Origin of the sequence: Collinsella sp. An7, from assembly GCF_002159335.1 — a bacterium.
Lineage (GTDB): Bacteria > Actinomycetota > Coriobacteriia > Coriobacteriales > Coriobacteriaceae > Coprousia.
On record NZ_NFHP01000001.1, the window covers coordinates 1 to 14,344 of the forward strand.

Sequence of the window (14,344 nt, forward strand, 5' to 3'; positions counted from 1 at the left end):
GGGCACCCGGGCGGCGCCCCCTCCTGAGGAAAGGCTATTCGGTTGGGGCCGGTACCGCGTGCGCGGAACGCCGGTACTCGGTAGGCGGAACAGCGGTACTATTTACGCGTGCTAGACAGTTTTGCCTGTTTGGCGTGGTCCCATTACCACTTGCATAAAACGTCGAGGTTTGGTGAGTCTCTGCTCAAGCTGGACTGATAGTGAACGCCGATACATAGTGTCTCCTAGGGTGATAGTCGTTCCTACTAAAAATAATAGATATATCTATCAATTTTGAAAGATATAGCTATCAATTTATGGTTGCGCGGCCTGATGCTCCGGTCGGGCTCGGTTGCGGCGATGTGGTTTTGCAGGCAGATCGAGGGCATGCTCGGCTGAGAATATGGGGACGGGTGCGTTTTTTCACTTTTGGGAATATGGTGCCGGGCCCCATGTTCCCAAAAGTGAGAAAAACGCACCCGTCCCCATATTCTCAGTTCGCATGGGCAGGCGCCATTTGGGTACCATAGGGAGACGTTTGGTGCGTTTTGCCGCGCGTGCCCGAGTACCCGACCCACGCGGCGCACATAAGGAGGCTCACATGAACGAGCTCGAACAGTACGAATCTCCCATCTATACCGGCGAGTCGCAAGGTCCCGCCCCTCGACTCATCTCGCGCCGGCTCTACAACGCCGTGCTCGCGGGTCTGGTGCTCCTCTCCTTCGTGGTGATGGGTGCCTGCTCGCAGATGACCTCGACGCTCGACTTCTGGCTTTTCGTCAACCGCAACCCCATGATGTTTACCCTGCTCACGCTGGTGGGGTCCATCGGCGGTATGGTGGCGATGACCATCGGTCGGGCGCGCGAGAGCCTGACCATCGGCATGATCGGCTACACGCTTTTTACGCTGACCTTTGGCTTTACCACCTCGATGGTGCTGAGCATGTACTCGCTCGAGACCATCTCGACCGCCTTTACCGCAACGGCGGGCATCATGATCGTCTTTGGCGTGGCGGGCCTGGCCTTCCCGCGGTTCTTTGAGCGCGTGGTGGGCGTGTGCGCGCTGGGGCTCTTTGCGGTGATCGCGGTGGAACTCATCCTCATGCTGCTCGGTGTGCAGCAGACGGCGACCGACCTCGTGGTCATCGTGCTCTTCTGCGGCTTTATCGGCTACGACGTGCACCGCGCGGCCACGGCCGTGCCCACGCTCACCAACGCCGTGTGGTACGCCATTGAGCTTTACCTCGACATCATCAACGTGTTCCTGCGCCTGCTGTCGATCTTTGGCCGCAACGACCAGTAACGCGTGAAGGGGTGGTTCGACCCCTAAATGTGTACGCGAGAAAGCCCGTCGGAGTGCTCCTCCGGCGGGCTTTTTGCGTGGTGGCGTTCCGGGCTAGGCCTGTCCGACGCACCCTCGCTACCGCAGGCGCTGCAGCAGCTCGAGGGTCGTGCCGTCGTCGGCCGGGGCGCTCTCTCCGGGGCCGAGCGGGCTCTGTGCCACAAAGCCTGTTGTGCCGTGATCGTCCACGCGGCCCGAGTAGGGGAGCGTCCGCTCCAAAAACGCAAGGCTCTCGTCGTAGCGCTGCGCAACGTACACGCTAAAGAGGGTGTCGAGCGCGTACTGCACGGCAATGTGACTCGCAAACTGGGCGATTCGGTTGCGCAGGCTCTCGCGGTCGCTCACGGTAAGGTACGCGTCGAGCCCGGGGTGCAGCCGTGCGGCGTGTGGCGTGCCGATGAGCACCACCGGGCAGCCGCGTTCGCGCAACAGCGGCGCGTGCGTGCCGATGGTCGGCGCAAAGCCCGAGTACGAGATCATGATCGCCAGGTGCCGCGCGTTGGAGGCGAGCGCGGTGCGGTTCTGCCGCTCGACCGATTCGTGGCAGGTGGCAAACTTGCCCACCGAGAGCAGGCGGTCGCAGAACATGTTGGCGGGGTGCAGGTTGTGCGAGGAGGTGTAGATGTCGACGACCTCCGCTCGGGCGATGAGCCCGGCCGCGCGGTCGACCTCCTGCGCATCGAGCATCTCGCGCGTCTCGCGGAGCGTCGCCTCGTAGACGAGCTCCATCCTGGGCGCCACGGTCTTGGCGGTCTCGCCGGCCGAGAAGGGGAAGTTGATATCAACCGCCTCGGGCGCCTCGGCCCGTGTTGCGGAGGCGCGGGCGAGCTCGACCTTGAGTTCCTTGAACCCCTCGAGGCCGAGCTTGCGGCAGAGGCGGTGGATGCTCGCGATAGAGGTGGACGTGGCGCGTGCAAGCTCCTTGATGGTGTAGCCCTGCACGCTCTCGCCGAGGCTGAGCACCGTGTTGGCGAGGTGCTGCTCGGTGGGGGTGAGGTCGCGCGCTCCGCGAATGCGGTAGACGATGTCCATGGTCCGTCCCTTCTGGTGGATGGCTCGGTGCATGCGGGGGCGTCCGCTGGTCGGCTGCCCCGGGCGCGCCGCCTGCCGTCAGTCGTCCCGCGCCCCGCTCGGCGCTCCTGGCGCGACGCTCGCCTGCCACCCGGCGCTCGCGCCCGCCGCGTCCGACTGCACCGGCTCCACCGCTCGGCACCGCGCCCTTCTTTAAAAGTGTCAAAACGTATCAGCGACATGATACGCCGCAGGTTGCCGGCTGAAAAGAAGTATCCGCTTGGGCTCTTTGCCTTGAGCGTGTCCGGACGAGGGGGCATACTCAGAATCGTTTAGCAGCCCGCCCGGCGCGGCGCGCACGCCCGCATGGTCCGCACTCGGCGGCACGGAAGAAGGGAGCACGTGATGGCAGTGGTATTTCCCAAGGGGTTCTTCTGGGGCGGCGCCACGGCGGCCAACCAGTTTGAGGGCGCGTGGGACGTCGACGGGCGCGGTCCGTCGGTAGACGACCACTTCATGGGCGGCAGCGTGGACACCCCGCGCGAGATCACCCTCACCATCGACCCCGACAAGCTCTATCCCAACCACGACGGCATCGACTTCTATCATCACTTTGAGGAGGACATCGCGCTCTTTGCCGAGATGGGCTTCAACATGTTCCGCATGTCCATCTCGTGGAGCCGCATCTTCCCCAACGGCGACGACGCCGAGCCCAACGAGGCCGGTCTCGCCTTCTACGACAAGGTCTTCGATTGCCTTAGGGCCCACGACATCGAGCCGCTCGTCACCCTCAGCCACTACGAGATGCCCTACCACCTCGTAGAGAAGTACAACGGCTGGGAGAGCCGCGAGCTCATCGACTTCTTTGTGAAGTATTGCGAGACGGTCTTTGACCGCTATCAGGGCAAGGTGACCTACTGGCTCACCTTTAACGAGATCAACACCGGCACCTCCTCGCTCGGCGCCATGATGTCCACTGGCCTTATCAAGGGCTACGAGGGCCCGGCCTCGGGCATCGAGGTCACCCCGCAGCAGTGTTTCCAGGCGCTCCACCACCAGTTTGTGGCGAGCGGCCGCGTGGTGCGCCTCGCCCACGAGAAGTACCCGCAGTTCAAGATGGGCAACATGGACTGCTTCATCCTCTCGTACCCGGCCACCTGCGATCCGGCGGACGTGCTCGCCAACCAGCAGGAGATGGACCGCATGAACTGGTACTGCTCCGACGTTCAGGTGCGCGGCGCTTACCCGTTCTACGCCAAGCGCTATTGGCGCGAGCACGGCATCGAGCTTAAGATCGAGGACGGCGACCTCCAGGACATCGCCGACGGCAAGGTCGACTTCTACACCTTCAGCTACTACATGTCGGGCACCGTGGGCACCCACGGCGTCGAGCAGATGCAGGGCAACATGGCCATGGGCGGCAAGAACCCCTACCTCGAGAGCACCGACTGGGGTTGGCAGATCGACCCGACCGGCCTGCGCATTGCCCTCAACGAGATCTACGCGCGCTACCAGATCCCTCTCATGGTGGTCGAGAACGGCATGGGCGCCTACGACACCGTCGAGGAGGACGGCTCCATCCACGATCCGTACCGCATCGACTACCTCAAGCGCCACGTGCAGGCCATGGGCGAGGCCATTGACGACGGCGTTGACCTCATCGGTTACACCTGGTGGGGCCCGATCGACCTGGTGAGCGCCGGCACGGGCGAGATGCGCAAGCGCTACGGCTTTATCTACGTGGACAAGCACGACGACGGCACCGGCACCTACGAGCGCCGTCGCAAGGACAGCTTCTTTGCGTACCAGAAGATCATCGAGTCCAACGGTACCGAGGGCCTGGAGTAAGGCTTCTGACCTGAGCGGGTCGCTGTAGCGCACCACCTTGCCCCTCAATCGTCAGGTACGGTGCGGAGGCCTATGCCCTCCTCTTTCAGGGCAATCTGGCGCACTACGGCGGCCCGTCTCCGTGGTAGCTATGAGTTCCACGCCTGCGGCTTTCGCGGCAATCTGCGGCACTTGGGAAAGCCGTACCCCCTGCTTGGGGCGTCATGACGGCGCAGCTCGCCTACCAATCGACCCTGAAAGGAAGGGCCATGTCTGACCACAAGATCGTCTTCCTCGACGTGGACGGCACGATCACCGACTACGAGAACAACGTCCCTGAGTCGGCCAAGCGCGCCATCAAGCTCGCGCGCGAGCGCGGCCACCGCGTCTACATGTGCACCGGCCGCAGCAAGGCCGAGAACCCGCCCGAGATCTGGGAGATCGGCTTCGACGGTATGATCGGCGGCAACGGCTGCTACGTCGAGGACCACGACCACGTGGTGATGCACCAGCTCATCACCCTCGAGCAGTGCCGTCATATCGTCGACTGGCTCCACGGCCGCGGGTTGGAGTTCTACCTCGAGTCCAACAACGGGCTCTTTGCGAGCGAGCACTTCCGCGAGGCCTCCCAGAAGGTCATGGTCGAGTACGCCAAGGGCAAGGGCGCAAGCGAGGAGGAGGCCGAGAAGTCGGCCCACGCGTTCTCTGACGTGCTCATCTACGGCGGCGAGCTCTACCGCGACGACCTCAACAAGGTGAGCTTCATCCTCTCGAGCTACCAGGACCATCTCGACTCCATCGAGGAGTTTCCCGATCTGGTGGCCAACACCTGGGGTGGCAAGGGCGAGCATGCGCTCTTTGGCGACCTCGGCGTGAAGGGCATCGACAAGGCGCACGCTGTGCGCGTGCTCGTGGACTACCTCAAGGCCGATATGGCCGACACCATCGCCGTGGGCGATGCCAAGATCGACATCCCCATGTTCGAGTGCTGCGCGCAGAGCGTGTGCATGGGTTCGGGCGGCGACGAGGCCAAGGCCGCGGCCGACTGGGTGACGACCGACGTGGACGCCGACGGCATGTGGAACGCCTTCGTGCACCTGGGGCTCATCGAGGGCTAATGACGTTACGCGGGGTGGCATGCCTGCCCCGCGTTGAGCTGGGCAGCGTGGTTGCCCCGCGCCATGCGGGGCGGTACGCCCGCTCCAATAATATCGACTCCCCTTTTCCGGGCAGGGGCGGGCAGGCGTGTGACCCGCCCCTGCCGTATTTGAGGCGCGCGGTCCACAACGGCTCTAGGGGTGTTCTGGGTCACCGGAACCCGGTTGGGGCCTGTTTGCCTCGCCGTGCATTTGCCCCTATACTGCCGCCGCCGGCATCATGAAGGGCCTGCTTGCGCTCGCCACGCAGATCTGGCCCGCCTTTGCGACCGACGGCGCCTAGACCGTGCTCTACACGGTGGCCGACGGCATGTTCTACTTCCTGCCAATCGTGCTTGCCATCACCGCGTCGCGCAAGTTCAAGCTGAGCGAGTTCAGGGGCCTCGCCATCGGCCTGGCGCTCGTGTACCCCACCATGGTCTCGCTTACCGGCGGTGAGATCATCGGCAGCGTCGACCTTGGGTTCTTTGGCACCTTCCAGTGGTACGCGACGTTCTTCGGCATTCCCAATGTCTAGCGGCCTGGGCGTGTTTAGCTGGCTCAACTACATCGACCCGGGTGTGCTCGGCAACGGCATGACCCACATGTGGATCGCCATCGCTGCTTCGCTCATCGTGGCGGTGCTTGGCTTTGTGGTCGAGTTTGCGACCTACAACCCCGAGAAGGAGCACGCTGCGGCGTAAGCGGCAGAGGGGGCTTGGCTTCAATCTGTCAAACGGCGTGGGGCCGGGAGCGGATGGTATGCCGCTCTCGGCCCTTTTTGAGTTCGAGTCTTACGTGAGAGCCTAAATCGCGATTTGCCGAGTGGCCGTCTTTTCGTTGCGATAAAACCCCAGTTGGCGAAAGGCCAAACCAAGGGCCTACTCGGCACGTTGCGTATTTAGGCTCTCACTTAGGCATCGAACTTTTGTGGGAGGCAGATGAGACCGAGGCGAATCGTCCGCCTCTCGGCGACCGTTCGCCCGATTCGCCTGTTGTCCTCGCGCAGAATCATCCCTTGGGGTGGTATACCAATCGCATGGTATGCGCACGGGGCGAGGTGCCCCGCAACGAGAGGAGTCTAGATGAACGTCGCAACGTTTGATGTGGGAGGCACGTCGGTCAAGTATTGCCTCATGCGCGATGGCGAGATGGAGGCCGCGGGCAAGGTCCCCACGCCCCAGGGGTCGGACGCCACACGGGAGCAGTTTTTGCAGGCGCTCGACGGGGTGATCGCCGAGTTGCGCGAGCAGGCGGGCGGCCAGCTCGACGGCGTGGCCATGTCGCTCCCGGGCACCATCGACGTCGACCGCCGCTACATTAAGACGGGCGGTGCGCTCCTCTACAACTACAACGTCGATGCCAACGAATGGGTCGAGCGCTGGGGCCTGCCGGTCGAGGTCGAGAACGATGCGCGCTGCGCCACCATTGCCGAGTACGACCTCGGCAACCTCCAGGGCGCCAAGACCGGCGTGGTGCTGGCGTTTGGCACGGGCATCGGCGGCGGCATCATCATCAACGGCGAGGTCTACAAGGGCGTGCACCTCTACGCGGGCGAGGTCTCGATGATTTACATCACCACGCCGCCCAAGACCCAGGAGCTGGTGAGCGGCGCGTCGTTCTCCGACCAGTGCAGCTCGGTTTCACTCTCGCGCCTTATGGCCGAGGCTAAGGGAATGGAGTCGTGCTCGGGCGAGGAGGCGCTCGCGCTCATCAAGGCGGGCGACGAGGTGGCCTGCGGGGTCTTTGACCGCTACCTCGACCACCTTGCGCGCGAGATTCACAACATCCAGTGCCTGCTCGACCCGGACAAGATTTGCCTGGGCGGCGGCATTAGCCAGGACGCCTTCTTTGTGGAGAGCGTGCGCGAGGCCGTGCGCGCCTTTAACGAGGACCTGCTGCCGTTTGACTTCCCCATGCCCGAGATTGTGGCTTGCAAGTTCTTTAACGACGCAAACCTCGTGGGCGCCTACCGTCACTTTGTGCGCATGCAGGAAAAACGCGCGAACGACTGACGCTTCTGCCGTGGCGGCGCGGGCTGCAGAAGGCTGCCGCGACCGGCGCCTCTACCTCGTGTCCGATTCCATCTGCTAGCCCATGTCCAACCCTATCTAGTAGAAGGAACTAGTCGATTTCATCCCGATTTCTGACTGAGTCCTTCTACTAGATAGATTCGGACAGCCCAGGCTGGTGCAGGGCGGCGGAGGGGGGCGGCCGGGCGCAGCATGGAACGGCGTGAGACGAAGAGGCCTGTGGTGAGGGCGCCTGCGTGCGGTGTGGGGCCGTAGCAAGAACACCCTGACGCGGCGGTGGGGCGGTGAAGCAGCGGAGCTGCGCCACCGCCCCGACCCCTTACCGACCACTAACCTCCGCCCACCTATCCCCCAAGCCCCTCTCAGCAAAAGGGCCCATATCATAAAAGCATCCGTACCAAGCCCCTCCCCGAAGCGAGTTCGGCGGCAGCACAGGGTCGCCCTCCGGCGGGTCCCGGCTGGGCATTCCCGACGCGTGTTTCCCGCAGCCGCCTTCGCGCGGAGCGCGAACGCGGCGAGGACCACGAGCAGAGGGAATACCCAGCCGGGACCCGCCGGAGGGCGATCTCTCACGGGCAGCAACGACGAAAGGAGCACCACATGGCACGTTTCCCCGAAGGTTTTCTCTGGGGTGGCGCAACGGCCGCCAACCAGTGCGAGGGCGGCTGGCAGGCCGACGGTAAGGGCGACAGCACGTCCGACCACCTCACCGGCGGCACCGTCGACACCCCGCGCCGCTACACGCATGACATCGAGGAGGGCACCTACTACCCCAGCCACGAAGCCATCGACATGTACGGCCACTACCTCGAGGACATCGACCTCTTTGCCGAGATGGGCTTTAAGACCTACCGCCTCTCCATCAACTGGACGCGCATCTTCCCGCACGGCGACGAGACTGAGCCCAATCAGGCCGGGCTCGCCTACTACAAGCGCCTCTTCGAGCACATGAAGGAGAAGGGCATCGAGCCGCTCGTCACCATCAGCCACTACGAGATGCCGTTCTACCTCTGCGACAACTACGGCGGCTGGACCGATCGTTGCGTCATCGACTTCTACGTGCGCTACGCCACGACGCTCTTTACCGAGTACAAGGGCCTCGTTAAGTACTGGCTCACCTTTAACGAGATCAACTGCGGCATGATGGCGTTTGGCGACTACATGAGCCTCGGCATCCTGCCCAAGCAGGACGGCCCCACCATGTTCCACAACCCCAACGAGACCGCCGAGGACCGCACCAAGCGCTTCTGCGCCCTGCACCATCAGTTCTTGGCGAGCGCCAAGGCCGTAAAGATCGCGCACGAGATCGACCCCGAGAACAAGGTCGGCTGCATGATCGCCGGCAACCTTGCCTACGGCTACACCTGCAACCCCGACGACCAGATCGCCGCGCAGCAGGTCATGCAGCAGGGCAACTACTACTGCGGCGACGTGCAGGTTCGCGGCGAGTACGCGCCGTTTGCCAAGCGGATGTGGAAGGAGGCCGGTGTCGAGCTCGACTGGGAGCCGGGCGACGCCGAGACCCTCAAGGAGGGCACCGTCGACTTCTACAGCTTCAGCTACTACATGTCGAGCTGCGTCTCTACCGACCCCGAGGCCACCAAGACCGCGGGCAACGTGTTCTCGGGCGTAAAGAACCCCTACCTCGAGGCGAGCGATTGGGGCTGGCAGATCGACCCCAAGGGCCTGCGCTGGTACCTCAACGACGTCTACAACCGCTACCGCGTGCCGCTCATGATTGTGGAGAACGGCCTGGGTGCGGTGGACGAGCGCGCCGAGGACGGCAAGTTCCACGACACCTACCGTATCGACTACCTGCGCAAACACATCGAGCAGATGGCGCTTGCCATCGAGGATGGCGTCGATCTCATGGGCTACACGCCGTGGGGCTGCATCGACCTCGTGTCGGCCTCGACGGGCGAGATGAAGAAGCGCTACGGCTTTATCTACGTCGACAAGGACAACGACGGCAACGGCGACCTGCACCGCGAGAAGAAGGACTCCTTCGACTGGTACAAGAAGGTCATCGCCACCAACGGTGAGGACCTCGCCTAAGCTCTGCGCGCAACCATGACAATGGGGACAGGTTATTTTGTCACGCGACAAAAACCTGTCCCCATTGTTACACGGCGGTTGAGGCGGTGGTGCTGTCCGCGCGGGTAGATACAATACAGAGACCGTACCAACGTGGACAGGCAGCGGAGGATGAGCCTTTTGCGCACGGCAGAGTACAGAGACGGTAGGGGCGCCCCGCGCCGCGCGACCGGGCGAGGCGGAGCGCGCCGCCTCATGCCGCGCCGCGCCGAGACTGCGCGACCTCCTCGCGCCGAGGCCCAGCGCCCGCCTCGCACCAAGGCTCCGCGCCCGCGCCGCATGCGCTACATCCCCGCGCTCGACGGCATCCGCGCGCTTGCCGTTGTCGCGGTCCTGCTCTACCATCTGCACCTGCCCTGGGCTCAGGGCGGCCTGTTGGGTGTGACCATCTTCTTTGTGCTCTCGGGCTACCTCATCACGCGCCTCTTACTGGCCGAGATCGACCAGACCGGCCGCATCGACCTCAAGAACTTCTGGCTCAGGCGCGTACGGCGCCTCGTGCCGGCCATCGTGACGGTTGTGGTGGTAACGGCGGCACTCTGCACGGTCTTTAACCATGTGATGCTCACCAAGATGCGCTCGGACATTCTGCCGTCGCTCTTCTTTGTAAACAACTGGTGGCAGATCTTTAACAACGTCTCGTACTTCAACGCGCTGGGCGATCCCTCGCCACTCACGCATTTTTGGTCGCTCGCTATCGAGGAGCAGTTCTACCTCATCTGGCCGCCGGTGCTTTTGCTGCTGACGCGCCTGGGCGCGGGCCGACCGGTGGTGCGGCGCACGGTGCTCGTGCTCGCGCTGGTGTCTGCCGGCGCGATGGCGGTGCTCTACAATCCCGCCGTCGACCCGAGTCGCCTCTACTACGGCACCGATACGCGGGCGTTCTCGCTGCTTCTGGGCGCGTGGCTCGCGTTTATCCCCGAGGGTGCGATGCGTCCCGCCCGCCTGGTGCGGATGCTCGGGCTCGAGCGGTTCTTGCCCGCGCGCGCCGCCAACGATCCGGCGGCCGAGGCGCTCTCGCCCGAGGAGCTGGAGGCGCTCAACGCGGCTTCGCCGAGCGGATATGCTGCCGAGGCGGAGCAGCGGCTTGTTGCTGGCGCTGGCCCGCGCGCGGCGGCATCGGGGCCGGCCGGTGCAGGGGTACCTGGTGCTGGGACGCCCAGCGCAGCGGCGGGCTTCCCCGGGGCGCCCGGTTCGCGGCGCTCAGCCCGGCGCACCGCGGCGCCCGGCAACCCTGCGCTCGCGCTTTACGCGCGCGGCGCCTCGGGCTGGCAGCTCGACCTCGTGGGGCTTGTGGGCATTGTGGGGCTCGTGCTGTTGACGGTGTTCTCCAACGGCTACACCGCCTTCCCCTATCAGGGCGGCACGCTTCTTACGAGCGTCCTCACGCTTACGGTCATCGCGGCAGCCGTTCAACCCGAGGGCATCGTCATGCGTGCGCTCTCGCTGCCTCCGCTCGTGTGGCTCGGCAAGCGCTCCTACGGCATCTACCTGTGGCATTATCCACTCCTGTTGCTCATGAACCCGGTTGCCAACGTTGCCGAGACGCCCTGGTGGCTCATGGTGGTGCAGGCGCTTGTGGTGGTGGGTGCAGCTGAGCTTTCGTACCGGTTTGTGGAGACTCCCTGCCGCAAGGGTGCCATCGGCGCGCTGGCGCGCCGGGTGCGCGCCGAGGGGCTGCGTCCGGCGGGCGTGGCGCGAACCTATCCCGTACAGACGGCGGTGGTTTCGCTCGTGTGTGTGCTCGCGGTGGGAGGCCTTGCGTTTGTGCCCAACACCTCGGCGCTCTCGGCCGAGGGCGCGGCGCTGCTGAGCGATGACGCGGCGACCTCCGGCGATGGTGCGTCCGCAGGCGACACACAAGACGCCGCCACTTCCACCGACGCTGGCGATGCCACTGACTCCGGTTCCGCAGACGACGGCGCAGCTTCCGCGGGCGCTGCCCTTGACGAGGACGGTTTTCCCGAGGGCGCGTACGACGTGGTGATGGTGGGCGACTCGGTGTCGCTCCGCGCGGTACCCAACTTTGAGGAGACCTTCCCCCACGGGCACATCGACGCCGCCAAGAGTCGGCAGTTCTCGGCCGGGGCGGAGGCATACGCCAACTACGTGCAGCAGGATCTTGCCGGCAAGATCGCCGTCTTTGCACTCGGCACCAATGGCCTCGTAACCGATGAGGCCATCGACGGCCTTATGGCCACGGTGGGGGAGGACCGCATCGCCGTCTTTGTGAACACCAGGAGCCCGCAGCCGTGGGTCCAGGCTACCAACGACGCCATCGCCCGTGCCCCGAACCGCTACAGCAACGTGCGGGTGATTGACTGGTACAGCTACTCCGCCAACCGCAACGACCTTTTTGACGGCGACGGCACGCACCTCTCGGCAGGCGGTGCGGCCGAGTACATCGATCTCGTATACCAGGCAATCAAGGACGACCTGCCCCTTCACCCCGAGGATTACGCCAACGACCCGGCCGTGACCACGGCAACAAACGCCCTCAACGCCCTCGGTGCCGCGCTCGCGCCCAAGTGATGTGACAATGGGGGCAGGTTATGTTGTCACGTGACAACACAACCTGCCCCCTTTGTCACACCTCGGGTTGTGCGGCCCCAACATCCGTGCTCGCAACACGACGTTAACAATGTTTGACTCCAGCATGCTAAAGCGCGATACTGCAACACGTCCCAATCCAAGTGTCGAGCTGCATCCTCGGCACGTACGACCAAGAGGGTTGCTCAGCATGAACGCACATTGCCTATCCATTGCTATCGAGATTATCGCCTAGCGCGGGGAGGCATGTTGGCCGTCCCGCGCGCATTCACGCGGGACGGCTCGATAGCGGGGCCGTCGAGTTATTCCGACGGTCCCGTTTTTTTGTGCAGGTGCCGAGCGGCACGCGAACTCAAAGGGGGAGTTCAGATGAACGGTTTGGTAATCGTTGCGGTCTCGGCGGTGGTGCTCGCCGCCGGGTACCTTCTGTACGGGCGCTGGCTGGCCCGCACCTGGGGCATCGACCGCAATGCGATCACGCCGGCACGGCGCATGGAGGACGGCAAGAACTTCTCGCCGGCCTCGTGCTTTACGGTGTTCTCGCATCAGTTCAGCTCGATCTGCGGTGCTGGCCCCGTCACGGGCACCATCGCCGCGATGATGTTCGGCTGGCTGCCGGTGCTTCTGTGGGTACTCGTGGGCGGTGTCTTCTTTGGCGCCGTGCACGACTTTGGCGCGCTCTACGCGAGCGTCAAGAACAACGGTAAGTCGCTCGCCCAGCTCATCGAGAAGTATATCGGGCACACGGGCCGCAAGCTCTTCTTGCTCTTTAGCTGGCTCTTTACCATCATCGTGATCGCGGCTTTTGTTGACATGGTTGCTGGGACCTTCCAGGCCACCTTTGCCGCCAACGGCGCCGTCGACACCGCCACCTCCTACGCGGGCGGCGCGGCCGGCACCATCTCGATCCTCTTTACCTTTGTGGCCATCGCCTTTGGTTGGGTCTGCCGCCGCTTTAACCTCTCTGGTTGGCGCGAGCTCCTCGTGGGCGTGGTGCTCTTTGTGCTCATGTTTGCCGTGGGCATGCAGTTCCCCGTCTACCTCAGCAAGTACGGCTGGTTTGCCGTCATCGCCGTCTACCTGCTCTTTGCGGCCGCCATGCCGATCCAGGTCCTCAAGCAGCCGCGCGACTACCTCACGAGCATCATGATGATCGTCATGATCGCGTGCGCCGTGGTGGGCATCTGCGTGCTGGCCGTCGGTGGTCAGGCCACGATGACCGCCCCAATGGTTGCCGATATCTCCGCGCTTGCCGCCAAGGGTAGCTACCTCTTCCCGCTGCTCTTTGTGTCGGTTGCCTGCGGCGCGCTCTCGGGTTTCCACAGCCTCGTCTCCACCAACACCTCCTCCAAGCAGGTGGAGAAGGAGCAGGACATGGTCGTTGTGGGCTACGGCGCCATGGTGCTCGAGTCGTTTGTGGGCGTGCTTGCCATCGTGGTGGCTGCCATCATGTTCACCACCATCAACACCAGTGGTGCGGGCGGCGCGCTCACCGGCACCCCGTTCCAGATCTTCTCTCAGGGCGTTGCTCGCGGCATGACCGCCTTTGGCGTCGAGTCCACGCTCGCGACCGTCTTTATGACGATGTGCGTGTCGGCCCTTGCCCTCACCTCGGTTGACGCCGTGGCGCGTATCGGCCGCCTGTCGTTCCAGGAGTTCTTTGCCAAGGGCGACGACGCCGCGGAGGACGTTGAGGCCGAGACCACCGGTCTTGCCAAGGTCTGCTCCAACACCTGGGTCTCCACGGTCATCACGCTTGCGCTGGGCTTTGCGCTGGCCTTTGGCGGCTACAACAACATCTGGCCGCTGTTTGGTGCCTCCAACCAGCTGCTTGGCGGCATGACCATGATCACGCTCGCGGTGTTCTGCAAGTGCACCGGCCGCAAGGGCTTTATGCTCTACGTGCCCGTGGCGTTTCTGCTGGTATGCACCTTCACGTCGCTCGTGCAGAGCATCATCGGCTGCGTTAACGCTCTGGCCACGGGCGGCGTTGCGGTGATCGCGACCTCCGGTCTGCAGCTGGTCTTTGCCATCCTGATCGTGGTGCTGGGCATCTTTGTGGCCTACCACTGCCTGAAGGAGCTCTTTACCAAGAAGGCCGGCTCGCTGCCCGACGAGGTCCCCGAGTGGACCGAGATGGGTCGTGCGCACTGCGCCCAGGCCGAGGCCGCCGAGGCTCCGTCTGAGGGAGCTGGTGCCCAGGCGTAACGGTCTGCGCATAGTTACTGGTTAAGAAGAGGCTCGGTGCCGCTGCGGCGCCGAGCCTCTTTGCGTATGGGGGGGTGGGGGTGCGCGGCGGTTCGGCCGAGCGAGGTGGCCAAAATATCGCGTAGGGGTAACTATAGACCCCCTACTTGGACGATTTGGTGCCC

Annotated in this window: 10 protein-coding genes; 9 read left to right on the forward strand and 1 reads right to left on the reverse strand. The window is 64.0% G+C overall.

The genetic code is table 11. The features are described 5' to 3' along the window. The first annotated feature begins 580 nt into the window (after positions 1-580). Positions 581-1,282, forward strand: a complete 702-nt coding sequence (locus B5G20_RS00005) for a Bax inhibitor-1 family protein (RefSeq protein WP_087353598.1) — start codon at positions 581-583, stop codon at positions 1,280-1,282. 117 nt (positions 1,283-1,399) lie between these two features. Here the strand turns inward: B5G20_RS00005 and B5G20_RS00010 are convergent, their stop codons facing one another. Next, positions 1,400-2,386: a MurR/RpiR family transcriptional regulator gene (locus B5G20_RS00010; RefSeq protein ID WP_239286795.1), complete on the reverse strand. Its 987-nt coding sequence runs from the start codon at positions 2,384-2,386 to the stop codon at positions 1,400-1,402. A gap of 351 nt (positions 2,387-2,737) precedes the next feature. Here B5G20_RS00010 and B5G20_RS00015 point away from each other — a divergent pair, with 351 nt between their 5' ends. From B5G20_RS00015 to B5G20_RS00045, 8 genes are all read left to right on the forward strand, one after another. Further along, a complete protein-coding gene (locus B5G20_RS00015; protein WP_087353602.1) occupies positions 2,738-4,180 on the forward strand; it encodes a glycoside hydrolase family 1 protein in 1,443 nt (480 codons plus the stop codon). A gap of 248 nt (positions 4,181-4,428) precedes the next feature. Then, a complete protein-coding gene (locus B5G20_RS00020) occupies positions 4,429-5,277 on the forward strand; it encodes a Cof-type HAD-IIB family hydrolase (protein ID WP_087353605.1) in 849 nt (282 codons plus the stop codon). Between the two features lie 325 nt (positions 5,278-5,602). Further along, positions 5,603-5,833 carry a hypothetical protein gene (locus tag B5G20_RS00025; RefSeq protein ID WP_239286796.1) on the forward strand — a complete coding sequence of 77 codons (231 nt, stop codon included), beginning with the start codon at positions 5,603-5,605 and terminating at the stop codon, positions 5,831-5,833. Next, positions 5,826-5,999 (forward strand): hypothetical protein, encoded by a 174-nt coding sequence (locus tag B5G20_RS10235; RefSeq protein ID WP_158094343.1) that lies wholly within the window; start codon positions 5,826-5,828, stop codon positions 5,997-5,999. Before B5G20_RS00025 ends, B5G20_RS10235 begins: the two co-directional genes overlap by 8 nt. Before the next feature lie 381 nt (positions 6,000-6,380). Next, positions 6,381-7,310 carry an ROK family protein gene (locus tag B5G20_RS00030; RefSeq protein WP_087353607.1) on the forward strand — a complete coding sequence of 310 codons (930 nt, stop codon included), beginning with the start codon at positions 6,381-6,383 and terminating at the stop codon, positions 7,308-7,310. Positions 7,311-7,928: 618 nt separating this feature from the next. Further along, positions 7,929-9,383, forward strand: a complete 1,455-nt coding sequence (locus B5G20_RS00035; RefSeq protein WP_087353611.1) for a family 1 glycosylhydrolase — start codon at positions 7,929-7,931, stop codon at positions 9,381-9,383. A 318-nt stretch (positions 9,384-9,701) separates the two neighbouring features. Continuing rightward, a complete protein-coding gene (locus tag B5G20_RS00040) occupies positions 9,702-11,954 on the forward strand; it encodes an acyltransferase family protein (RefSeq protein ID WP_239286797.1) in 2,253 nt (750 codons plus the stop codon). A 387-nt stretch (positions 11,955-12,341) separates the two neighbouring features. Beyond that, positions 12,342-14,180, forward strand: a complete 1,839-nt coding sequence (locus B5G20_RS00045; protein ID WP_087353616.1) for a carbon starvation CstA family protein — start codon at positions 12,342-12,344, stop codon at positions 14,178-14,180. Positions 14,181-14,344: the final 164 nt, after the last annotated feature.